This is a genomic window from Methylibium sp. (assembly GCF_013817345.1).
Classification (GTDB): Bacteria; Pseudomonadota; Gammaproteobacteria; order Burkholderiales; family Burkholderiaceae_C; genus Methylibium.
This window is the reverse complement of the sequence record NZ_JACDCW010000009.1, coordinates 20,679-42,202: the sequence shown is the minus strand read 5'-3', so window position 1 is coordinate 42,202 and position 21,524 is coordinate 20,679. Positions and strand designations below refer to the sequence as shown.

At 64.0% G+C, this 21,524-nt stretch carries 21 protein-coding genes; 19 read left to right on the top strand and 2 right to left on the bottom strand.

Translation table 11 applies throughout. The annotated features are described in order from the left end of the window. Positions 1-90 precede the first annotated feature (90 nt). From H0W40_RS03060 to H0W40_RS03020, 9 genes are all read left to right on the top strand, one after another. Complete coding sequence (locus H0W40_RS03060) at positions 91-642, top strand: hemerythrin domain-containing protein (RefSeq protein WP_292443066.1); 552 nt, start codon at positions 91-93, stop codon at positions 640-642. 60 nt (positions 643-702) lie between these two features. Continuing rightward, complete coding sequence (locus H0W40_RS03055) at positions 703-1,773, top strand: flavodoxin family protein (RefSeq protein ID WP_292443065.1); 1,071 nt, start codon at positions 703-705, stop codon at positions 1,771-1,773. Positions 1,774-1,860: 87 nt separating this feature from the next. Next, entirely contained in the window at positions 1,861-2,280 is a 420-nt protein-coding gene (locus H0W40_RS03050) for a DUF2177 family protein (protein WP_292443064.1), read from the top strand. A gap of 86 nt (positions 2,281-2,366) precedes the next feature. Beyond that, positions 2,367-2,816: a hypothetical protein gene (locus tag H0W40_RS03045; RefSeq protein ID WP_292443063.1), complete on the top strand. Its 450-nt coding sequence runs from the start codon at positions 2,367-2,369 to the stop codon at positions 2,814-2,816. A gap of 144 nt (positions 2,817-2,960) precedes the next feature. Then, positions 2,961-3,275 carry a hypothetical protein gene (locus tag H0W40_RS03040; RefSeq protein ID WP_292443061.1) on the top strand — a complete coding sequence of 105 codons (315 nt, stop codon included), beginning with the start codon at positions 2,961-2,963 and terminating at the stop codon, positions 3,273-3,275. Positions 3,276-3,673: 398 nt separating this feature from the next. After that, on the top strand, positions 3,674-4,696 hold the full coding sequence (locus H0W40_RS03035; RefSeq protein ID WP_292443059.1) for a tripartite tricarboxylate transporter substrate binding protein: 1,023 nt from the start codon (positions 3,674-3,676) through the stop codon (positions 4,694-4,696). Positions 4,697-4,877: 181 nt separating this feature from the next. Then, positions 4,878-5,399, top strand: coding sequence for a tripartite tricarboxylate transporter TctB family protein (locus H0W40_RS03030; RefSeq protein WP_292443058.1), 522 nt, complete (start codon positions 4,878-4,880; stop codon positions 5,397-5,399). 34 nt (positions 5,400-5,433) lie between these two features. Further along, positions 5,434-6,969 (top strand): tripartite tricarboxylate transporter permease, encoded by a 1,536-nt coding sequence (locus H0W40_RS03025; RefSeq protein ID WP_292443056.1) that lies wholly within the window; start codon positions 5,434-5,436, stop codon positions 6,967-6,969. Positions 6,970-6,982: 13 nt separating this feature from the next. After that, positions 6,983-7,813, top strand: coding sequence for a cytidylate kinase family protein (locus tag H0W40_RS03020; protein ID WP_292443055.1), 831 nt, complete (start codon positions 6,983-6,985; stop codon positions 7,811-7,813). A 33-nt stretch (positions 7,814-7,846) separates the two neighbouring features. Here the strand turns inward: H0W40_RS03020 and H0W40_RS03015 are convergent, their stop codons facing one another. Continuing rightward, positions 7,847-8,455: a Crp/Fnr family transcriptional regulator gene (locus H0W40_RS03015; RefSeq protein WP_292443053.1), complete on the bottom strand. Its 609-nt coding sequence runs from the start codon at positions 8,453-8,455 to the stop codon at positions 7,847-7,849. Between the two features lie 196 nt (positions 8,456-8,651). Between H0W40_RS03015 and oxc the strand changes: the two genes are divergently transcribed. The 10 genes from oxc (at position 8,652) to H0W40_RS02965 (ending at position 20,372) form a co-directional block, all read left to right on the top strand. After that, the gene (gene oxc, locus H0W40_RS03010) at positions 8,652-10,388 is read left to right on the top strand and encodes an oxalyl-CoA decarboxylase (RefSeq protein WP_292443051.1); all 1,737 of its coding nucleotides are present in this window, start codon (positions 8,652-8,654) and stop codon (positions 10,386-10,388) included. A gap of 45 nt (positions 10,389-10,433) precedes the next feature. Then, positions 10,434-11,681: a formyl-CoA transferase gene (gene frc / locus H0W40_RS03005; RefSeq protein ID WP_292443049.1), complete on the top strand. Its 1,248-nt coding sequence runs from the start codon at positions 10,434-10,436 to the stop codon at positions 11,679-11,681. A gap of 103 nt (positions 11,682-11,784) precedes the next feature. After that, positions 11,785-13,914 (top strand): acetate--CoA ligase family protein, encoded by a 2,130-nt coding sequence (locus H0W40_RS03000; RefSeq protein ID WP_292443047.1) that lies wholly within the window; start codon positions 11,785-11,787, stop codon positions 13,912-13,914. Positions 13,915-14,130: 216 nt separating this feature from the next. After that, complete coding sequence (locus H0W40_RS02995) at positions 14,131-14,466, top strand: hypothetical protein (protein WP_292443045.1); 336 nt, start codon at positions 14,131-14,133, stop codon at positions 14,464-14,466. Between the two features lie 19 nt (positions 14,467-14,485). Then, positions 14,486-15,652 (top strand): ADP-forming succinate--CoA ligase subunit beta, encoded by a 1,167-nt coding sequence (sucC, locus tag H0W40_RS02990; protein ID WP_292443043.1) that lies wholly within the window; start codon positions 14,486-14,488, stop codon positions 15,650-15,652. 1 nt (position 15,653) lies between these two features. Next, positions 15,654-16,535 carry a succinate--CoA ligase subunit alpha gene (gene sucD, locus H0W40_RS02985; RefSeq protein ID WP_292443041.1) on the top strand — a complete coding sequence of 294 codons (882 nt, stop codon included), beginning with the start codon at positions 15,654-15,656 and terminating at the stop codon, positions 16,533-16,535. A gap of 33 nt (positions 16,536-16,568) precedes the next feature. Beyond that, positions 16,569-17,333 carry a fumarylacetoacetate hydrolase family protein gene (locus H0W40_RS02980; protein WP_292443040.1) on the top strand — a complete coding sequence of 255 codons (765 nt, stop codon included), beginning with the start codon at positions 16,569-16,571 and terminating at the stop codon, positions 17,331-17,333. A gap of 34 nt (positions 17,334-17,367) precedes the next feature. Continuing rightward, positions 17,368-18,378: a 2-dehydropantoate 2-reductase gene (locus tag H0W40_RS02975; RefSeq protein WP_292443038.1), complete on the top strand. Its 1,011-nt coding sequence runs from the start codon at positions 17,368-17,370 to the stop codon at positions 18,376-18,378. A gap of 64 nt (positions 18,379-18,442) precedes the next feature. After that, on the top strand, positions 18,443-19,372 hold the full coding sequence (locus tag H0W40_RS02970) for a LysR family transcriptional regulator (RefSeq protein WP_292443036.1): 930 nt from the start codon (positions 18,443-18,445) through the stop codon (positions 19,370-19,372). A gap of 199 nt (positions 19,373-19,571) precedes the next feature. Beyond that, entirely contained in the window at positions 19,572-20,372 is an 801-nt protein-coding gene (locus tag H0W40_RS02965; protein ID WP_292443034.1) for a hypothetical protein, read from the top strand. A gap of 85 nt (positions 20,373-20,457) precedes the next feature. Here H0W40_RS02965 and H0W40_RS02960 read toward each other — a convergent pair whose 3' ends face one another. Next, positions 20,458-21,438: a CoA ester lyase gene (locus tag H0W40_RS02960; RefSeq protein WP_292443032.1), complete on the bottom strand. Its 981-nt coding sequence runs from the start codon at positions 21,436-21,438 to the stop codon at positions 20,458-20,460. Positions 21,439-21,524 lie beyond the last annotated feature (86 nt).

Genomic DNA, 21,524 nt, shown 5'->3' with positions numbered 1-21,524 from the left:
AGACCCGTTCCCGGGCGCGCATGCTTGTTTGCAATAGCAGGTGCGCCTTCCCCGTGCATTCCGCACTCCCTCGTAAACAAAGGAGCTGACATGCCCTCCAAGACGCCTTCCAAGACCGCCTCGCAAACCGCGAAGAAACAAGACGCCATCACGCTGCTCACGGCCGATCACAAGGCCGTGACGGCCTTGTTCAAGCAGTTCGAAGAAGCCAAGGAAAGTGAAGACGACGAGACCTGCGCAGCGCTCGTGCAGCAGATTTGCAGCGAACTGACGGTTCACGCCACCGTCGAGGAGGAAGTCTTCTATCCCGCGGTGCAGGCCGCGATCGACGACGACGACCTGATGGACGAGGCGGAGGTCGAGCACGCCGGCGCCAAGGACCTGATCGCGCAGCTCGAGGAGATGGAGCCGGGCGATCCGCTGTATGCCGCCAAAGTCACGGTGCTGAGCGAGTACATCAAGCACCACGTCGGCGAGGAAGAGGGCGACATGTTCAAGAAGGCACGCAAGGCCGAGAAGGAAGACGGGCTCGACCTCGCTGCGCTGGGCGTGGCGATCGAGGAACGCAAGCAGGCGTTGCAGGCGGAAATGGAAATGGACGAGGACGCGCCCGCCATGGCCAAGACCGGCAAGCCGGCCTGAGCGCTTCGTTTTCCGCAGCACGAGACGAGCGTGCCGTAAGGCTTCTTCCGAGGGACCCTCATGAGCAATGTCAGAACCGGGCAGGCGCCTGAAGGGCTTTCGCGCGAGGAATTCGGAGCGCGCTTTCGGCAATCTTTCTACGACCCGGCATTCGACGTGGCCGCGGACGCCATCGAGCGGGTCGAGAAGATCGCCTGGGAGGGGTATAGCGAGGCTCGCAAATCGCCCCGCACCAAACCCGCGGGCCCCGGCTATGCCGACCCCGGCTATCAGCTCTCCGACGAATGGCGCGCCGCACGCGAACGCCTGGAGCAGGCCGAAGCGCGCCAGAAGAACCCCGCCACGCCGACGCGCGCCCTGGTCATCTGCGGCTCCCCGCGCAACGACGGCAGTTGCCCGGGCGAAATGTCCAAGACCTTCCGGCTCAGCAAGCTGACGTCGGAGGTGCTGCAGGGCAGCGGCGTCGAATGCGACCTGCTCGACCTGAGCCTGCTCACTTCGGATTACGGCCGGCGCATTCATCCATGCAAGGGCTGCGTCTCGACGGCCATGCCGCTGTGCCACTGGCCGTGCTCGTGCTATCCGAATTACGAGCTCGACCAGGTGGACGACTGGATGGCCGAAATCTACGAGCGATGGACCGCCGCCCACGGCGTGGTCATCGTCACGCCCGTGCATTGGTACCAGACACCGAGCGTGCTCAAGCTGATGATCGACCGGCTGGTCTGCGCCGACGGCGGCAACCCCGACCCGAGTTCCACCGGCGGCAAGAAAGCCGACAAGGCCAAGGAGATCGAACTCGCCGGCTGGCCCTATCCCAAGCACCTGGCCGGCCGCGCCTACGGGCTGGTCGTGCATGGCGACGTGGCCGGCATCGAGGGCGTTCGACGCAGCCTGTCGGACTGGCTGGACTGGATGGGCCTGATCGACGCCGGTGCGCAGGCGCGGCTGGACCGCTTCATCGGCTACTACCAGCCGTATGCGACCAGCCACGACGAGCTCGACCGCGACGAGCCGGTGCAGGAAGAGGTGCGCAACGTCGCGCGCGCACTGGGTCACGTGATGGGCGAGATTCGCGCCGGGCGGCAGACCGCGCCCGATCTGCTGCTGTCGCGCCCTCGGCCGAAATGACGGGCACGGTCCGCTTCGCGGCCGTGCAAGGCCGAGGAGCCCGGGCCATTTCGAGCCGCAGTGTTCCGGCCGGTTACGCTCGCTGCAATGAGCCGCCGAACGTTGATCGCCTATTTCTCCACCGCTGCGTTTTTTCTCGTCGCCGATCTTCTCTGGCTCGGCGTGTTGATGGCGCCGACCTACCACGCCGAGCTCGGCAGCCTGCTGCTGGAGCAGCCGAACTGGCTGCCGGCGGGGCTCTTCTATGCGGCCTACGTTGTCGGCATCGTCGTGTTCGCCGTGCTGCCTGGCCTGGAGTCGGGCGGCTGGTTGCGGACCGCGCGGCTCGGCGCCTTGCTCGGCCTGCTGGCCTACGCCGCGTACGACCTCACCAACCTGGCCACCTTACGCGGCTGGCCAGTCGGCCTGAGCGTGATCGACATGACCTGGGGTACCTTGCTCACCGCTTCTGCTGCAACGGTGGGTTATTTCGCGACGCGCGCTTTCGCACAGACTCGAAACGCTTGACCGCGCAGGATGGACCTGTCCGCTCCTGCACGCCGCCGCTTTCGGCGACCTGATCGACATGCGCCTGTCCGGCGAGGGAATCTTCGATGAATCACCTGTTCGCAACCGCAGCTTCCGGCTGCCTTGTCGCTCTCTCGCTCGGTCTGGCGGCGTGTGCGGCGCCGTCGTCCGCCGATCGCACCCCGCAATCTGTGCGCAACGGCACGGTGGCAGACGTGAGGTCGATCGAGGTCGAAGGCGAGTACCAGCTCGGTCTCGGCGCCGAGGTGGGTACGTCAGCGGGCAGCGTGGTCGGCATCCAGTCCGGCAGCGGTACGCGCCGCGACCTGGTGATGGTGCTGGCCGCCCTCGGGGGTGGCCCCGCTCCGGATGAAAGGGAGCGCTACAGGCAAGCGCGAGAAGGCCAGCGCATCGTCGTACGGCTGGACAACGGCGTGGGAATTGCGGTCACCCAGGAGGCAGAGCCGGAGTTGCAAGTGGGTGAGCTCGTGCGCATCGAGGGCCGCGGAACGCAGGCGCGAGCGCTGCGCCGGTGAGGAAGGACGCAGGAACTGCGGGCACGGCAGCTGCGCTTGTCAGCGCACAGACGCGGCAAGGCGAGTGGCGCACCCTGAGGGTTCGGGGCGCCCGCTGAGAGCAAGCGGTGCGTCGCCTTTTTCTACCGATTGCAGGAGCCAACCATGATGACCACATCACCTTCGCTGAAGAGCCGCACGGACGCGATGCTCAACGACCTCGGCCATGCCGCCCATCAGGCCGGCGACAGCGTCAGCGCACAGACCGAAGCGCTCGAGCGCCGCGTCGGCGCCGCCTGGACACAGATGCGCCAGCTCGAGGAAAGCGCTGCCAGACGCGCCCGTCGGGCCGCCGTGAGCACCGATGAATACGTGCACGAGAATCCCTGGCAGATCATTCTTGCCGCAGCCGTGCTGGGCTTCGCCGCCGGCGCCATGATGGGCAGCCGCCGCCGCCGTCACCGCATGCACGTCAGCTGAGCGCATTGCTCGAGCATCGGCGCACGCGCCGGTGAAGCCGCCAGGGCAGCCTCGCGCGTTGCGACGTTCGAGCGCCCAGGCGCGCTGCCAGACCAAGGCCGCCGCGACTCCGTCGCCGCGGCCTTTTTCGATCGCCCGCAACACCCGACCTACGCTTGTCGTCAACGGCATCGTTTTCCTTAACGATTGCGACACCCCAAGGCCTTCGGGTGGTGGCAGGATATGCGCGCGGAGCGCTGGCATTCGATACCACCGAAAGCCGGTGATCCGGGACAACCCCGAGACGACACTTGTGAAAAGTTGACCGCAGTCAAGTTGCTTCTGCGGCCACTGGACTCAGCATTCGTCTACCGGGAGCTCAGTTGAAGCCTCAGGGCATGAAGCACACAGGAGACAGCATGATCAGAGACCTCTTTTCGGCATCCACGAGCCGCCTGGCACGGGCGAGCGTAGCTGCATTGATGACGATCACAGCGGCACCGCTGGCGTTCGCATGGGAGCCGACCAAGCCGGTGGAGTTCGTGATTCCCGCCGGCACGGGCGGCGGCGCGGACCAGATGGCCAGACTGATTCAAGGCATCGTCCAGAAGCACAAGCTGATGGAAGAGCCGCTCATCGTGATCAACAAGTCGGGCGGCGCCGGTGCCGAAGGCTTCCTGGACGTCAAGGGCGCGGAGGGCGACCCGCACAAGATCATCATCACGCTGTCGAACCTGTTCACCACGCCCATGGCGACCGGTGTGCCGTTCAACTGGAAAGACCTCACGCCGGTCGCCATGCTCGCGCTCGACCAGTTCGTCCTGTGGACGAACGTGGATGAGCCCTACAAGGACCCCAAGGAATACATCGCCGCCGTCAAGGCTGCAGGACCCAGCAAGTTCAAGATGGCCGGCACGGGCTCCAAGCAGGAAGACCAGATCATCACGGTCGCCCTCGAGAAAGCCACCGGCACCAAGTTCATCTACGTGCCGTTCAAGGGCGGCGGCGACGTCGCCGTGCAGCTGGTGGGTGGGCACGTGCAGTCGACGGTCAACAACCCGGCCGAAGCGGTGTCGCAGTGGCGCGCGGGCAAGCTGCGCGCGCAGTGCGTGTTCGACACGGAGCGCATTCCTTTCAAGACCAAGGTCACCGAGACCCAGTCGTGGAACGACATTCCGACCTGCAAGGAAGCCGGTCTGCCGATCGACTACGTCATGCTGCGCGGCATCTTCATGGCCGGAGGCGTCACGGCCGAGCAGACCAAGTACTACGTTGATCTGCTGACCAAGGTTCGCGCCACGCAGGAGTGGAAGGACTACATGGAGCGCGGCGCTTTCAACCCCACCTTCATGGTGGGCGCCGAGTTCAAGAAGTGGCTCGAAGCCGCGGAAACCAACCACCGCGAGCTGATGACCGAGGCCGGCTTCCTGGCCAAGAAGTAAGAAGTAAGAAGCGAAGGCCCGCACCGCGGGCCCTCGCGGTATCGCCGACGATGCTCGGCGATACCGCGCTCAGTAAGCGCTGCTCGTCCCCCCCCTTTTTATGTCGAGGCTGCCGGGCTCGTCTCACGACGGTTCGGTCAGCGGCAGCCTTGCAAGTGACACACATCTACGGAGTTCGGTGATGGCGCACGATGAAGAAGCCAGCGGCGAGATTCGCCGCGGCGTTGCGACCAACGTGGTCGAAGCAGTGGTTGCGGCGATCGTGCTGGTGGTCGGCCTCGTGGTCGTCATTCAGAGCCGCGCGCTGGGCGCCGGCTGGACGACCGACGGACCCGGGTCCGGGTATTTCCCGTTCTACGTCGGCCTGATCGTGGCCATTTCCGCCGCGTTCGTGCTCTACCAGGCCGTGTTCGGAAAAAACAGGAACACCGAGATCTTCGTCGATACCAAGCAGCTCAAGCTCGTGCTGTCGGTGCTGGTCCCGGCCATGGTGTATGTGCTGGTCGTGCAGTTCCTCGGGCTGTACGTGGCCTCGGCCATTTACATCGCGCTCTTCATGATCGTGATGGGCAAGTACTCCTGGGTGAAAAGCGTTATCGCCGCAGTGGCGATCAACACCTGGTTCTTCCTGATGTTCGAAGTGTGGTTCAAGGTTCCTCTGTTCAAGGGCGCGCTCGGGCCCCTGGATTTCCTCGGCTATTGAGCTCGAAGATTCGAATTCATCAAATTAAACGCATATGGACGCATTCGGCTCTTTGATGCAGGGATTCGGGGTCATCCTGACCCCGATGAACATCGGTCTGATGTTCGTGGGAATCATCCTTGGTGTGCTTATCGGCGTGCTGCCCGGCCTGGGTGGCGCCAATGGCGTGGCGATCCTGCTGCCGCTGACGTTCTCGATGTCGCCCACGTCGGCCATCATCATGTTGTCCTGCATCTACTGGGGCGCCTTGTTCGGCGGCGCCATCACCTCCATCCTGTTCAACATACCGGGTGAGCCGTGGTCGGTGGCGACCACCTTCGACGGCTATCCGATGGCGAACAAGGGCAATGCGGGAGAGGCGCTCACCACCGCGTTCACCTCATCCTTCGTGGGAGCCTTTATCGCGGTGATCATGATCACCTTCCTGGCGCCTCTGGTGGCCGACTTCGCCTTGCAGTTCGGCTCGCCGGAATTCTTTGCAGTCTATTTATTGACCTTCTGCAGTTTCGTCGGCATGGGCAAGGGCTCGCCAGCCAAGGTGCTGGTGTCGATGGGTTTGGGCTTCGCGCTGGCCAGCGTCGGCATGGACACGATGACCGGTCAGTTGCGCCTGACCTTCGGGCAGCCCGAGCTGATGCGCGGCTTCGATTTCCTCATTGCGGTGATCGGACTCTTCGGCATCGGCGAGATCCTGCTGTCGATGGAAGAAGGACTGAAGTTCTCGGGCAAGAACGCCAAGATCGACCCGAAGGTGGTGCTGGCAACCTGGAAGAAACTGCCGCAGTACTGGATGCTTTCCCTGCGCAGCAGCGTGGTCGGCATGTGGATGGGCGTCACCCCCGGAGGCGCCACACCGGCTTCGTTCATGAGCTACGGCCTGGCCAAGAAGATGTCGAAGCGGGGCGACAAGTTCGGCACCGGCGAGATCGAGGGAATCATCGCGCCGGAAACGGCCGCCCACGCCGCCGGCACCGCCGCGCTCCTGCCCATGCTGGCACTCGGCATCCCCGGATCGCCGACGGCCGCGGTGTTGCTGGGCGGCCTGCTGATCTGGGGCCTGCAGCCGGGTCCGCTGATGTTCACGGAGCAGAAGGACTTCGTGTGGGGCCTGATCGCCAGCATGTACCTGGGCAACATCGTCGGCCTCATCGTCGTGCTGACCACGGTGCCGTTGTTCGCATCGATCCTGCGCATTCCGTTTTCCATCATCGCTCCCGTGATCATCGTCGTGTGCGCCATCGGCGCCTACACGGTGAACAACGCGATGCTCGACATCTGGTACATGCTCGGCTTCGGCGTGATCGGCTATATCTTCAAGAAGCTCGACTACCCGTTGGCGCCGCTCGTTCTGGCGCTGGTGCTGGGCGACAAGGCGGAAGACTCGTTCCGCCAGGCGATGCTGGTCTCGCAGGGTGACGTGTTCATCATGTGGTCCAACCCGCTGGTCGGTGGCATCACCACGCTGGCACTGGCGCTTTTGTTCTGGCCGATCATCGCGAAGGTCATTGCGCTGGTCAGGAAGAAGCCCGGCAAGCATGACGACCTTCCGGTCGAGCAGCCCGTCGATTGATCGAGGAGACACCATGCCTGTCATTGCCATGACCCAGGAAATGGGTTCCCTAGCCAAGGACGTGGCGCTCGAACTCGCCGCCTCCCTGAATCTTGCAGTCATGCGGCACGAGGTCATCGAGCATGTGGCCGGCAAGATGAACGTGCCCAAGAGCCTGATCAGCCGGCTGCGCGAAGGCAAGGCCGGGCTGGTGGAGCGCTTTACCTCGGACGAGCGCAGCGTCGCGGTGTACACGGCGGAAGAAATGTTCGCCTTGGCCGACCGTGGCAACGTGGTCCTGCGCGGCTGGGGTGCCACCTGCCTGCTTCGCCCGGTGCCGCACGTGGTGTGCGTGCGGGTGACGCGCTCGCTGCGCAAGCGGGTCGAATGGCTGATGGGCGAGCTGCAGACCGACGACGCGGAGTTCGCCGAATCGGAAGTTCGCCGCAGCGACGAAGCCCACGCCTCACGCATGCACGAGCGTTTCGGCGTGCGCTGGGGCGATCCGGTTCTCTACGACCTCGTGCTCAACACCGATCGCGTTTCGGTGGAGAGCTGCGTGGAGCAGATCAGCCGCTTGGCGAGCCGGCCGGAGTTCGCCGAAACCGCGGAATCGCACGCCCTGCTCGACAACATGACCCTGCAGGCGCGGGTGCGGGCCGCGCTGAAAGAGCACGCGCCCACGCGCGACATCGACATCACGGTGGAAGCCGGCAATGGCCGGGTCGTTCTGCACGGGATCGTCGTGAATGCCGAGGAGCGAACGCAGGCTAACAGTGTCGTTGCCGCCGTGTCGGGCGTGGCAGGTGTCGACAACCAGCTGAAGGTGATGGCCCGCTCGAAGCTTTTCACGTCGGGCAGGTAACAGCGACCGGCGAGACTCGCCGGCCGGCGTGCCTCAGATCTTGCCGCGCTGCCTCATCCGGCTCAGCGTTTCAGCGGTGAGGTTGAGGTAGGAGGCCAGTTCCTTCTGCGGAATGCGGTCGACCAGTTCCGGGTGCTTGCGCATGAAGCGGTGTACGCGGCCGGGAGCGTCGAGCAGGTGCAGCGTGATGGTGTGCGCCATGATTTCGCTCATGCCCTTCATGACGCAATATTCGAATTTCTCCTTGATCGCCGGGTGGCGCTCCAGGAATTCGCTCCACTCCTTCAGCGGCAGGGTGGCGACCCGCGCCTTCGTCACGCACTGGATGCCATAGGGAGTGGGCTTGCCCAGCCGCCATGCGGCATAGCTCGTTTCCATGTCGCGCTCGTCGGCGAAGCGAAGGATCATTTCCTTTCCCTGCGCATTGGCCACCACGCGCTTGAGTATCCCGTCGAGGATGAAGTACTGCGCCATCTCTCGCACGCCCTGGTGCAGCAGGAAGTCGCCCTTCTGGCAATCGACCACCACGAGATGTGGCTCCAGTTCGCTGCTTTGCGATTCGCTCATCCCATGGAGCACGACGTTCTGCGTGAGCTGAACGCGGATGATGTTTTTTTCGGGATGGTTTTTTACGGCGGACATGGACGCGTCCGGCGGTTGGGCGCCGCGGGAACCGACTCGTGAGACAGACCGGATAGGTCGAAAATTGACCGTGGTCAAGGGTGAAGCCACGGGCGATTCTTATGATACCTCTGCAGTGCAAACGAGCACTGACGCACCCCCGTTGCAGCCCTATCCGGGCCGCGACTCAGGCCCGATTTCTTTCAGGAGAGAACCCATGTCAGCTGTAGCAGAAAAAGCCGTGACCACAACGGACGAGTCCGTGACGACCGACGGGTTCCATCTGTTGATCGATGCCCTCAAGCTCAACGACATCGACACCATCTTCGGTCTGCCCGGCATCCCCATCACCGACCTGACGCGCATGGCGCAAGTCGAAGGCATGCGGGTCATCTCTTTTCGCCACGAGCAACATGCCGGCAATGCGGCCGCGGCCGCCGGTTATTTGACGCAAAAGCCGGGCATCTGCCTCACCGTGTCGGCGCCGGGCTTCCTGAACGGGCTGACCGCGCTGGCCAACGCCACCGTCAACTGCTTCCCGATGATTCTCATCAGCGGATCGAGCGAGCGCGAGATCGTCGATCTGGCGCAAGGCGACTACGAAGAGATGGACCAGCTCAACGCCGCCAAGCCGTTTTGCAAGGCGGCCTTTCGCGTGCTGCATGCGCAAGACATCGGCATCGGCGTGGCGCGTGCGATCCGCTCGGCACTGTCGGGCCGTCCGGGTGGTGTCTACCTCGACCTGCCCGCCAAGCTGTTCTCGCAGACGATGGAAGCCGCAGCCGGCCGCAACTCGCTGGTCAAGGTGATCGATGCCGCGCCGCGCCAGATTCCGGCGCCCGAGGCGGTCAAGCGAGCGCTCGACGTGCTCAAGGGCGCCAAGCGGCCGCTGATCCTGCTCGGCAAGGGTGCGTCGTACGCGCAGGCCGACACCGAGATCCGCGCGTTGATCGAGAAGACCGGCATCCCGTATCTGCCCATGTCGATGGCCAAGGGCCTGCTGCCCGACACGCATGCGCAGTCGGCGTCGGCCGCGCGCTCGTACGTGCTGGCCGAAGCCGACGTCGTGGTGCTGGTCGGTGCACGCCTGAACTGGCTGCTCTCGCACGGCAAGGGCAAGACCTGGGGCCAGGACAAGGGTGCCAAGAAGTTCATCCAGATCGACATCGCGCCGACCGAGATCGACAGCAACGTGCCCATCGCGGCACCGCTCATCGGCGACATCGGCTCGTGCGTGTCGGCGCTGCTGGCCGGCGTGGGCAGCAGTTGGGCCAAGCCGGATACGCAGTGGACCGGCGCGATCGCCGAGCGCAAGGACAAGAACCTGACGAAGATGGCGGAAACGCTCGCCAAGACGCCTTCGCCGATGAACTTCCACAGCGCGCTCGCCGTGGTACGCGACATCGTCAAGGCCAACCCGGAGGCGATCGTCGTCAACGAGGGCGCCAACACGCTCGACTTCGCGCGCAGCATCGTCGACATGTACCAGCCGCGCAAGCGCCTGGATTCCGGCACGTGGGGAATCATGGGCATCGGCATGGGCTTCGCCGTCGGTGCTGCAGTGATCACCGGCAAGCCGGTCATCGCCATCGAGGGTGATAGCGCGTTCGGCTTCTCCGGCATGGAGGTCGAGACGATCTGCCGCTACAACCTGCCGGTGTGCGTCGTCGTCTTCAACAACAACGGAATCTACAAGGGCACCGACGTCAACCCGCGCGGCGGCGACGTGGCGCCCACGGTGTTCGTGAAGAACGCGCGCTACGACATGATGATGCAGGCCTTCGGCGGCGTCGGCGCGCACGCCACGACGGCCGACGAGCTGCGCAAGGCGATGCTCGAGGCCGTCGCCTCCGGCAAGCCGACGCTCATCAACGCCGTGATCGACGAAACAGCCGGCACGGAGAGCGGCCGCATCACCAGCCTGAACCCGCAAAGCAAGGCGAACAAGAAGTAAGGTGCGGGCCCTGGAAGCACCCACCACAGTCAACGAAAGATTCCCATGAGCAAAGCACTAGACGGCGTTCGCATTCTCGACTTCACGCACGTTCAGTCGGGCCCTACCTGCACACAGTTGCTGGCCTGGTTCGGCGCCGACGTCATCAAGGTGGAGCGAGCCGGCGAGGGCGACGCCACGCGGGGGCAACTGCGCGACATCCCCGACGTGGACAGCCTGTATTTCACGATGCTCAACCACAACAAGCGCTCGATCACGCTCGACACCAAGAACCCCAAGGGCAAACAGGTTCTCGACACGCTGATCAAGCAGTGCGACGTGCTGGTCGAGAATTTCGCGCCGGGCGCGCTCGACCGCATGGGCGTGACCTGGGAGCACATCCAGAAGCTCAACCCGCGCATGATCGTGGCCTCGGTCAAGGGCTTCGGCCCTGGCAAGTACGAGGACTGCAAGGTCTACGAGAACGTGGCGCAATGCGCTGGCGGCTCGGCCTCCACGACAGGCTTCGACGACGGCCCGCCGATGGTCACCGGCGCGCAGATCGGCGACAGCGGCACCGGGCTGCACCTGGCCCTGGGTATCGTCGCCGCGCTGTACCAGCGCAACACCACGGGTCGTGGTCAGAAGGTGCTGGCGCCGATGCAGGACGCCGTGCTCAACCTGTGCCGCGTGAAGCTGCGCGACCAGCAGCGCCTGGAGCGCACCGGCACCATGCACGAGTACCCGCAGTACCCGGACGGCGAGTTCGGCGAAGCGGTGCCGCGCGCCGGCAATGCCTCGGGCGGCGGCCAGCCGGGCTGGATTCTCAAGTGCAAGGGCTGGGAGACCGACCCCAATGCCTACATCTACTTCATCACGCAGGCGGCCGTGTGGAAGGCCATCTGCAAGGTGATCGGCCAGGAAGACTGGATCACCGAGCCCGCCTACGCGACGCCGCAGGCGCGCCTGCTGCACTTGAAGCCGATCTTCGCGCGCATCGAGCAGTGGACGATGACCAAGACCAAGTTCGAGGCGATGGACATCCTCAACGAGTTCGACATTCCTTGCGGCCCGATCCTGTCAATGAAGGAGATCGCTGAGGACCCGTCGCTGCGCGAGACCGGCACGATCGTCGAGATCGACCATCCCAAGCGCGGCAAGTACCTCACGGTCGGCAACCCGATCAAGATGTCCGACAGCGCCACCGATGTCACCCGTTCGCCGCTGCTCGGCGAGCACACCGAAGAGGTGCTGACCCAGCTCGGCTACAGCGCCGACGACATCGCCGCATTGCGCTCCGAGCGCGTGATCTAACCCCCCTGCCGCAAGGCGCCTTGCCCTGCGCGTTATCGCGCGCAGTGGCGGAGCAGTTCCCTGCCATCCGCGGCAACAACCACTCCTTACCGAGGAAAGCACCATGAGCAAAGACAAGGCCAAAGTCAGAAAAATTCTCGACGCCGTCAAGGCGGCGGGCCGAGATTCGCTCACCGCGCCCGAGGGCAAGCTGGTGTGCGACGCCTACGGCATCGCGGTGCCCCAGGAAGGCGTTGCGGCGAACGCCGCCGAGGCGCAGAAGCTGGCGGCCGCTATGGGCTTTCCGGTGGTGATGAAGATCGTCTCGCCCGACATCCTGCACAAGACGGAAGCCGGCGGCGTGATCGTCGGCGTGAAGAGCGCCGACGAGGCGGCCAAGGGCTATGACACGATCATTGCCAACGCCAAGAAGTACAAGGCCGACGCGCAGATCCTGGGCGTTCAGGTTCAGCAGATGCTCAAGGGCGGCCAGGAAGTCATCATCGGCGCGGTCACCGACGACAGCTTCGGCAAGCTGGTGGCCTTCGGTCTGGGCGGCGTGCTGGTCGAGGTGCTCAAGGACATCACCTTCCGCCTGGCCCCCGCCACCAAGGAAGACGCGTTCTCGATGCTCGACGGCATCCAGGCCGCCGAAATGCTCAAGGGCGTGCGCGGCAGCGACCCGGTCGATCGCGAGGCGCTCGCCAAGCTGATCGTCGGCGTGAGCGAGCTGGTCACCGACTTCCCGGAAATCTCCGAGCTGGACCTGAACCCGGTGTTCGCCTCGAAGGACAGCGCGATCGCCGCCGACGTGCGTATCGTGGTCGACTTCGCGCCGAAGCAGCCGCGCCATCGCCCGGCCGAAGCCGATGTGCTGAGCTCGATGAGCCGGATCATGCAGCCCAAGTCGGTGGCCGTGATCGGCGCCTCGGCCGAGGACGGCAAGATCGGAAACTCGGTGATGAAGAACCTCATCAACGGTGGCTACAAGGGCAACATCTATCCGATCCACCCGAAGGCCACCGAGATCCTGGGCTACAAGGCTTTCAAGAGCGTCAAGGACGTTCCGGGCGAGATCGACACCGCGGTGTTCGCGATCCCCGCGAAGTTCGTCGCCGGTGCGCTCACGGAATGCGGCGAGAAGAAGATCGCCGGCGCGGTACTCATCCCCTCCGGCTTCGCCGAGACCGGCGAGCACGAGATGCAGGAAGAGCTCGTCAAGATCGGCCGCAAGTACAACATCCGCCTGATGGGGCCGAACATCTACGGCTTCTACTACACGCCGGCCAACCTGTGCGCCACCTTCTGCACGTCCTATGACGTGAAGGGCAGCGCGGCGCTGTCCTCGCAATCGGGCGGCATCGGCATGGCGATCATCGGCTTCAGCCGCTCGGCCAAGATGGGTGTCTCGGCGATCGTCGGCTTGGGCAACAAGTCGGACATCGACGAGGACGACCTGCTGATCTTCTTCGAGCAGGACCCGAACACCAAGGTGATCGCCCAGCATTGCGAAGACCTGAAGGACGGCCGCGCTTTCGCGGAAGTCGCGCGCCGGGTTTCGAAGAAGAAGCCGGTAATCGTGCTCAAGGCGGGCCGCACCTCGGCGGGTGCGAAGGCCGCCAGTTCGCACACGGGTGCGCTGGCCGGCAACGACAAGATCTACGAGGACGTGTTCAAGCAGGTCGGCGTGATCCGCGCCCGCAGCCTGCGGGATTTGCTCGAGTTCGCGCGTGGCGTGCCGGTGCTGCCGACGCCCAAGGGCGAGAACGTGGTCATCATCACCGGCGCCGGTGGCTCGGGCGTGCTGCTGTCGGATGCCTGCGTCGACAACAAGCTGTCGCTGATGCCGATGCCGGACGATCTCGACAAGGCCTTCCGCAAGTTCATCCCGCCCTTCGGCGCGGCCGGCAATCCGGTCGACATCACCGGCGGCGAGCCGCCCCAGACCTATAAGAACACCGTCTTGCTGGGTCTGGAGGACGACCGCATCCACTCGCTGATTCTGGGCTACTGGCACACGATCATCACGCCGCCGATGACCTTCGCGAAGATCATCGTCGAAGCACGCGACGAGATGCGCGCCAAGGGCATCGAAAAGCCCATCGTGGCTTCACTGGCCGGCGACGTCCAGGTCGAAGAGGCGGCGCAGTATTTGTATGAGCACGGTATTCCGGCATATGCGTATTCGACGGAAATACCGGTAGCTGTCCTGGGTGCCAAGTACCAATGGGCGCGAGGGGCCGGCCTGCTCTAAGCGAGCCGAGCCGTTTGGTACGGGGTGAGCGATTACCGTCGCTCACCCCTTTTCGTTGCGCGCGGTGAACGACCTATCCATAACCTGTAGGACATGATCTTTATAAAATTGTTTAACTATGAATTATCGAACCGCCGACCTATATTGTTCTCAAGCAGGGCGGTGACACCGGAGTCCGGTACCCACCGTTACCTCAACAGACAAAGGAGAGTTGGCATGTCGAAAGTAACGTCCTCGCAGGGTTTCGGATCCGATGCGGAAGAGATCGAACGCAACGCGTACAACGCGGCGTTCCACGCCTTGGGTCTGCGGTGGTACTGGGATACCGATACCTACAACGAGCTGCAGTCCATCTCCGATGCCAGAGAGCGTGTCAGGATCTACCTGCGCACCCGTCAGACCCACTTGCTGGCGGCGTACGACGCCGACTTCCTGATCAATGCCATCGAGGCCAAGAAGGCGGATTGCCGCCAGACCGAGGAGTGTTCGGGCCCGGTCGCTTCCCGATATTTCAACTGGGCCGAGGCCCGGGCCGGCGAGGTGGGCGCTTGATCCGCGCACAAGGACCGGCATGAATATCCACGAATACCAAGGCAAAGAAATACTGCGCAAGTACGGCGTCGTGACCCCTCAGGGTCTCCCGTGCTTTTCTGCAGACGAGGCCGTGCAGGCGGCGGAAAAGCTGGGCGGAAAACTCTGGGTGGTGAAAGCCCAGATTCACGCCGGCGGCCGCGGCAAGGGCGGTGGCGTCAAGGTGGCGAAATCCATCGAAGAGGTCCGCCAGCACGCTTCTCAGATTCTGGGCATGACCCTGGTGACTCACCAGACGGGCCCCGAAGGGCGCCTGGTGAAGCGGCTCCTGGTCGAGGAGGGCGCCGACATCAAGAAGGAGCTCTATGTCGGCATGGTGGTCGACCGGGCGAGCCAGCGTGTCGCCCTGATGGCCTCCAGCGAAGGCGGCATGGACATCGAGGAAGTCGCGGCGCACACGCCCGAAAAGATCCACAAGGTGTTCATCGACCCGGTCGCGGGGCTGAAAGACGCCGAGGCGGACGACGTTGCCCGAAAGATCGGCGTGCCCGAAGGGTCGTTGCCTCAGGCCCGCGCCTTCATGCAGAACCTCTACCGCGCGTTCGATGAATCCGACGCCTCGCTCGCCGAGATCAACCCCTTGATCCTGACCGGCGATGACCGCGTGATTGCGCTCGACGCCAAGTTCAACTTCGATTCCAACGCACTCTTTCGCCAGACGGACATCGTTTCGCTGCGCGATCTGGACGAAGAAGACCCGGCGGAGATCGAAGCCGCGAAATTCGACCTGGCCTACATCTCGCTGGACGGCAACATCGGCTGCCTGGTCAACGGTGCGGGCCTGGCCATGGCCACGATGGACGTGATCAAGCTCTATGGCGGCTCGCCGGCGAACTTTCTCGATGTCGGCGGCGGTGCCACGACCGAGAAGGTGACCGAAGCGTTCAAGCTCATGCTGCGCAACCCGAACCTGCAGGCCATCCTCGTCAACATCTTTGGCGGCATCATGAAGTGCGACGTGATCGCCAACGGCGTCGTCGCCGCAGCCCGGCAGGTCGATCTGAAGGTGCCGCTCGTGGTGCGCATGAAGGGCACCAACGAAGACTTGGGCAAGAAAATTCTGGCGGAGTCGGGCTTGCCGATCATTGCCGCGAACAACATGGCTGAGGCCGCCGAAAAAGTCGTGGCCGCGGCCAGGGGGCAATGAGATGTCGATACTCGTCAACCAGCACACCAAGGTCATCACGCAGGGCATCACCGGCAAGACCGGGCAGTTCCACACCGCCATGTGCCGCGAGTACGGCAATGGCAAGAACTGCTTCGTCGCCGGCGTCAATCCGAAGAAGGCCGGCGAAAACTTCGAAGGCATTCCGATCTTCGGCACGGTGAAGGACGCCAAAGAGCAAACCGGGGCGACCGTCTCCGTGATCTACGTGCCGCCTGCCTTCGCCGCGGCCGCGATCGACGAAGCGGTCGATGCGGGCCTCGACCTGGTCGTGTGCATCACCGAAGGCATTCCGGTGCGCGACATGATCCGCACCCGCCACCGCATGCAGGGCAGCAAGACGATCCTGCTCGGCCCCAACTGCCCGGGCGTGATCACGCCGGGCGAGATCAAGATCGGCATCATGCCGGGGCACATCCACAGCAAGGGCCGCATCGGCGTGGTGTCCCGTTCGGGAACACTCACCTATGAAGCGGCGGGTCAACTCGCCGAATTCGGTCTCGGGCAGTCGACGGTGGTCGGCATCGGGGGCGACCCGGTGAGCGGCCTCAAGCACATCGACGTGCTGCGCATGTTCAACGACGACCCCGAGACGGACGCCGTCATCATGGTCGGCGAAATCGGTGGCGACGCCGAGGAAACCTGCGCGCGCTGGGTCAAGGAGAACATGAAAAAGCCCGTGGTCGGCTTCATCGCCGGCGTCACCGCACCTGCCGGCAAGCGCATGGGCCATGCGGGCGCCATCATTTCCGGTGGAAAAGGCACCGCCCAGGAAAAGCTTTCGGTGATGGAGGAATGCGGCATTCGTGTCACCCGCAATCCGGCCGAGATGGGCAAGCTGCTTGATTCGGTTCTCAAGCGCTGAATTGCTTTCGAACGGACGTGTATAAACCAGCGCATGCAAAGATGGCTTCGTTTCAATCACGCCGGCAAGCTCGGTTTCGGTACCCTGGAAGGTGACCGGATCCACGAGCGGCACGGCGACATGTTCGGCAGCTCCGAGCCCACGGGCACGGTGCTGTCACTCAGCGATGTCAGGTTGCTGACACCGAGCGCTCCGACCAAGGTGATCGCGCTGTGGAACAACTTCCACGCGCTCGGCGACAAGATGAGTCTGGCGCCGCCCGAGGAGCCGCTGTACTTCCTCAAGTCGCCCAACTCCTACCTCGATCCTGACGAAGAGATTCGCAAGCCCGCCTGCGAAGGCAAGGTTGTTTTCGAAGGCGAGCTCGGCATCGTCATCGGCAAGACGTGCAGCGCGGTGCCTGAGGCACAGGCGCTCGATCACGTGTTCGGCTACACCTGCGCGAACGACGTGACGCTGAACGACATCATCAACCGCGATCCGGCGTTCGCCCAGTGGGTGCGTGCCAAGAGCTTCGACACCTTCTGCCCCTTCGGCCCGGTCGTCGCCACCGGGCTCGACCCTGCGACGCTTACCGTGAAGACGCTGCTCAACGGCGATGTCCGGCAGGACTATCCGATCTCCGACATGCGGTTTTCGGTCGAGCAACTGGTCAGTGCCATCTCGGCGGACATGACGCTCTACGCCGGTGACGTGATCCTGTGCGGCACGTCCATCGGCGTCGGCTCAATGAAGCCCGGCAGCCTGGTCGAGGTCGAAATCGCGGGAATCGGCAAGCTCAGCAATCGCTTCGTGTAGAGCCTCACTGCAGAATTTTTTTTTGGAGTCGGAAATGAAAGTAGCGATCATCGGTGCCGGTGCGATCGGCGGGTATGTGGGGGCCAAACTCGCCTTGGCGGGCGAAGACGTGACCTTCATCGTGCGCGGCGCGAACCTGGAGGCCATTCGCAAGAACGGCATCAAGCTCATCATGAACGACGGCGTGGAGCACGTGGCGTCGAACGTGAAGGCGACCAACGACTATGCCGAAGCCGGCCCGCAGGACGTGGTGATCCTCGCGATGAAGGCGCACCAGGTGGAAGCGGTGGCCGACGAGGTGCCCAAGCTGTTCGGCCCCGACACCGCGGTCGTGACCATGCAGAACGGCATTCCGTACTGGTATTTCCACGAGCACGGCGGCGCGCTGAAGGGCACGCGCGTAAGCAGCGTGGATGCCAGCGGTCGCATCGGCGAGAAGATCCCGGCGCACCGGGTGATCGGCTGCGTGGTGTACCCCGCCTCCGAGTTGTTGGCGCCGGGCGTCGTGAAGCATGTCGAAGGCGAGCGCTTCCCGGTGGGAGAACTCGACGGCAGCTCGAGCGAACGCGTTCAGCGGATCTCGGCGAGCTTCATCAACGCCGGCTTCAAGGCGCCGGTGCTCGACAACATTCGCTCGGAGATCTGGCTCAAGCTCTGGGGCAACCTGACCTTCAACCCGATCAGCGCCCTGTCGCATTCCACGCTCGCGGACATCTGCCAGTTTCCGCTCACGAAGGAGCTTGCCGCTTCGATGATGCGCGAGGCCCAGGCGGTGGCGCACAAGCTCGGCATCGAGTTCCGCGTGACGATCGACAAGCGCATCGCCGGCGCCGAAAAGGTGGGCAAACACAAGACCTCGATGCTGCAGGACATCGAAGCCGGGCGCGCGCCCGAAATCGATGCGCTCGTGGGTGCCGTGGTCGAACTGGGCCGCCTGACCGACACGCCCACGCCGCACATCGACACGATGTATGCGCTGGTCAAGCTCCTTGCCAAGATGATGGAAGAGCAACGCGGCCAGGTGCGACTGCAAGAGATGGCCTGAGTGGCCCGGGTCCCGGCGCGGCACCCATGCCGCGCCCTCGCCGCGCTCGTAGCCGTGATGCCGGATGAAGAACGCGACCCTGCGTCAGCTCAAGGTGTTCGAAACGGTGGCGCGGCTGCTCAGCTTTTCGCGCGCGGCCGAAGAACTGCACCTGACGCAGCCCGCCGTATCGACCCAGGTCAAGAAGCTGGAAGAGCATGCCGGCAATGCGCTGTTCGAGCAGTTCGGCAAGAAGATCTACCTCACACCCGCCGGCGGCGAACTGCTGCAAATCAGCCGCGCCATCATCCAGCAGTTCGAGGCGGCGGAAAACGCCATGGCGCAGTTCAAGGGCGTCTCGGGCGGCAAGCTCAATGTCGGGGTGATCAGCGCCGGCGACTACTTCTTTCCTCACCTCCTGGTGGAGTTTGCAAGTCGCCATGAGGGCGTGACGCTCAACTTCACCGTCCACAACCGCGAAGGGCTGTTGAGCCACATCGCGGACAACCTGACCGACTTGGCGATCATGGTGCGCCCGCCCGAGGGTCTGGAGACCGTCAACCAGCCCTTCGCGCCGCACCCTTACGTGATCGTCGCCGCCCCGGAGCACCCGCTGGTCGGCAGCAAGCGCATCTCCAAGGCGACCCTGATGCGCGAGCCCTTCGTGGTTCGCGAGAAGGGGTCCGACACCTGGAACTCGATGGAAGAGGGCCTGGGCGGCGACCTCGGCAGCATCCGGATCGCCATGGAGATCAAGAGCACCGAGACCATCAAGCAGGCGGTCATCGCCGGCATGGGTGTGAGCTTCCTGTCGGCCCACACCATCAGCCAGGAGCTCAAGACGGGCAGCCTGCGGGTGCTCGACGTCCAGGGTTTTCCGGTGATGCTGAACTGGTACGTCGTTCACCTTAAGAAGAAACGGCTGCCCCCGGTGGCGCAGGCCTTCAAGGGCTTTCTTCTGAGCGACGGTGCGGCGCTGATTCAACGGATCGTCCCGTTTCAACCTGCGGCGTGAGCGAAAAGCTCCCTCATTCAGGGGGCCGGCGCCGCACGCGGGCGTGGCGGCGAGCACAGTAGCGCACCGATCGCCTGCGTACAGTCCCTGCACGCTGAGCGTCCTCAACAGCATCAGCGCGCGCCGTCGGAGCGGCGCGGTTGAATCGATGCAGCCCTGGCGTCCGCATCTGCGAGAGCCAAATCACGGAGCCGAAGAAATGACAGCGAACAAAGCGAAATTTGCACTGACCCTGGGCTTGGCGCTCGTCTTGGCCGCTTGCGGTGGTGGGGGAGGTGGCGGGGGTGGGGACGATGATGACGATGGCGGTAACTCCTCTGGTCCGCCGCCGTCGGGTTTTGGTCAGTTCGATGGCAGCTTCAGCGTTTATGCCCCGAACTCGGTTCCCCAAGCTCCCCAAACTCCTGAAACGAATTTCGACGACACACTGACCGCCACTTTTGTCGATGGCAAGGGCACCGTGGGCACTATTGCAACCGAGTTCGATTACCCGGTGGCCAATGGAGCCGGGTGCTACTACTCGGGCGATGCCATCCAGCACTGTGTCGAACGTGCCCAAGGCAACCTGATTGCGCTGTGCACTTCGGGCGATGCCAGCCTGCTTGCCGCAGTGGGCATTAGCAACGAACCGACGGGCACCTTCACCGAAGTCGATCTCGACGCCCTGGCGATCGCGGCAGCCGGCAAACCGCAGAACGCCGGACTCGTACTGAATGCCTTGAATTGCTCCAATACGCTCAACGACCGCGACTCCGTCACGGTTCTCAGCGACAAGCGGTTGATCCAGCGCTTCAACAGTCAGCAGGGCACACTGACCCCGACCCTCGCCGACCAGTTGTTCAGCGCGGGGGGTCTCGGGGAAAACGGAACTCGGCTTGGCTCGAAGGCGTACCGCTACACGCAGGGAACCACAACCACCACAACGACCTACTACGTCGTAAACTTCGGTGCCTCGTCGAGCGGAAGCATCGAACCGAAGCTATTCGTCAGCACCAATTGATCAAAATCGACGGCTTAAAGAGTACTCGCGCCTAACTTGCATGCCGAGGCCTGCACCGCGCCTTATCGGCGCGGTGCAGGCTTTTTCACTTCTGTGCCTTGCCGATGCTGTCCGCCTTCGCAATCAGCGCCTCGGCCATGCGGATGCTGGCAATGTCGATCAGCCGGCCGTCGAGCGACACCGCGCCCTTGCCTTCCTTGGACGCCTGAGCCATCGCTTCCAGGATGCGGCGCGCCTTCGTCACTTCGGCTTCCGAGGGCGTGAACACCTCGTTGGCCAGCGCGATCTGCGAGGGGTGGATCGCCCACTTGCCCTCGTAGCCCAGTACCGCCGCGCGGTTGGCCGCGGCCTTGAAACCGTCAGGGTCGCCGAAGTCGCCGAAGGGGCCGTCCACCGGGCGCAGGCCGTAGGCGCGGCAGGCCACCATCATGCGGGTCTGGGCGGCGTGCCAGGGGTCGGTCCAGAAGCTCTGGCGATTGCCTTGCTCGTCCTTGTCGGTGAGCACCACCGAATCCTTGTTGACGCCGCCGATCACCTGGGTGCGTGCGCGCGTCGACGCGGCGTAGTCGGCGACGCCGAAGCTCATCGCCTCCAGTCGCTTGCTCGACTGTGCAATCGCTTCGACGTTCGCCATGCCGAGTGCGGTCTCGATCAGCACCTCGAAGCCGATGCGTTTGCTGCGGCCCTTGGCGTTCTCGATCTGCGTGACCAGCATGTCCACCGCGTACACGTCGGCGGCAACCCCGGCCTTGGGGATCAGGATCATGTCGAGCCGCGGGCAGGCCTCGACGATGTCGACCACGTCGCGGTACATGTAGTGGGTGTCCAGGCCGTTGATGCGGATCATCATCGTTTTGGTGCCCCAGTCCACGTCGTTCAGCGCCTGCACGATGTTCTTGCGCGCCTGCGGCTTGTCGTCGGGGGCGACGGCGTCCTCCAAGTCGAGAAAGATGATGTCGGCGGCCGATGCCGCGGCCTTCTCGAACATGGCCGGGTTGGAGCCGGGCACGGCGAGTTCGGAGCGGTGCAGGCGGGGAGTGGCTTGCTCGATGATGGTGAAGCTCATGGTCGGGTCTCCTTCGTGGTGGATGGGGGCGGGCGGTTCGTCGTGGCGTCGGTGTCTTGCGGTGGCCCCTCACCCCAGCCCTCTCC

Coding starts and splice junctions, on each gene's coding strand:
- H0W40_RS03020 (WP_292443055.1), top strand. CDS start 6,983: ATGCCTGTCATTGCCATGACCCAGGAAATGGGTTCCCTAGCCAAGGAC.
- frc (WP_292443049.1), top strand. CDS start 10,434: ATGAGCAAAGCACTAGACGGCGTTCGCATTCTCGACTTCACGCACGTT.
- H0W40_RS02960 (WP_292443032.1), bottom strand. CDS start 21,438: ATGAGCTTCACCATCATCGAGCAAGCCACTCCCCGCCTGCACCGCTCC.
- H0W40_RS03050 (WP_292443064.1), top strand. CDS start 1,861: ATGAGCCGCCGAACGTTGATCGCCTATTTCTCCACCGCTGCGTTTTTT.
- H0W40_RS03015 (WP_292443053.1), bottom strand. CDS start 8,455: ATGTCCGCCGTAAAAAACCATCCCGAAAAAAACATCATCCGCGTTCAG.
- sucD (WP_292443041.1), top strand. CDS start 15,654: ATGTCGATACTCGTCAACCAGCACACCAAGGTCATCACGCAGGGCATC.
- H0W40_RS03030 (WP_292443058.1), top strand. CDS start 4,878: ATGGCGCACGATGAAGAAGCCAGCGGCGAGATTCGCCGCGGCGTTGCG.
- H0W40_RS03000 (WP_292443047.1), top strand. CDS start 11,785: ATGAGCAAAGACAAGGCCAAAGTCAGAAAAATTCTCGACGCCGTCAAG.
- oxc (WP_292443051.1), top strand. CDS start 8,652: ATGTCAGCTGTAGCAGAAAAAGCCGTGACCACAACGGACGAGTCCGTG.
- H0W40_RS03055 (WP_292443065.1), top strand. CDS start 703: ATGAGCAATGTCAGAACCGGGCAGGCGCCTGAAGGGCTTTCGCGCGAG.
- H0W40_RS02995 (WP_292443045.1), top strand. CDS start 14,131: ATGTCGAAAGTAACGTCCTCGCAGGGTTTCGGATCCGATGCGGAAGAG.
- H0W40_RS02980 (WP_292443040.1), top strand. CDS start 16,569: ATGCAAAGATGGCTTCGTTTCAATCACGCCGGCAAGCTCGGTTTCGGT.
- H0W40_RS03045 (WP_292443063.1), top strand. CDS start 2,367: ATGAATCACCTGTTCGCAACCGCAGCTTCCGGCTGCCTTGTCGCTCTC.
- H0W40_RS03060 (WP_292443066.1), top strand. CDS start 91: ATGCCCTCCAAGACGCCTTCCAAGACCGCCTCGCAAACCGCGAAGAAA.
- sucC (WP_292443043.1), top strand. CDS start 14,486: ATGAATATCCACGAATACCAAGGCAAAGAAATACTGCGCAAGTACGGC.
- H0W40_RS02970 (WP_292443036.1), top strand. CDS start 18,443: ATGAAGAACGCGACCCTGCGTCAGCTCAAGGTGTTCGAAACGGTGGCG.
- H0W40_RS02965 (WP_292443034.1), top strand. CDS start 19,572: ATGACAGCGAACAAAGCGAAATTTGCACTGACCCTGGGCTTGGCGCTC.
- H0W40_RS03035 (WP_292443059.1), top strand. CDS start 3,674: ATGATCAGAGACCTCTTTTCGGCATCCACGAGCCGCCTGGCACGGGCG.
- H0W40_RS03040 (WP_292443061.1), top strand. CDS start 2,961: ATGATGACCACATCACCTTCGCTGAAGAGCCGCACGGACGCGATGCTC.
- H0W40_RS02975 (WP_292443038.1), top strand. CDS start 17,368: ATGAAAGTAGCGATCATCGGTGCCGGTGCGATCGGCGGGTATGTGGGG.
- H0W40_RS03025 (WP_292443056.1), top strand. CDS start 5,434: ATGGACGCATTCGGCTCTTTGATGCAGGGATTCGGGGTCATCCTGACC.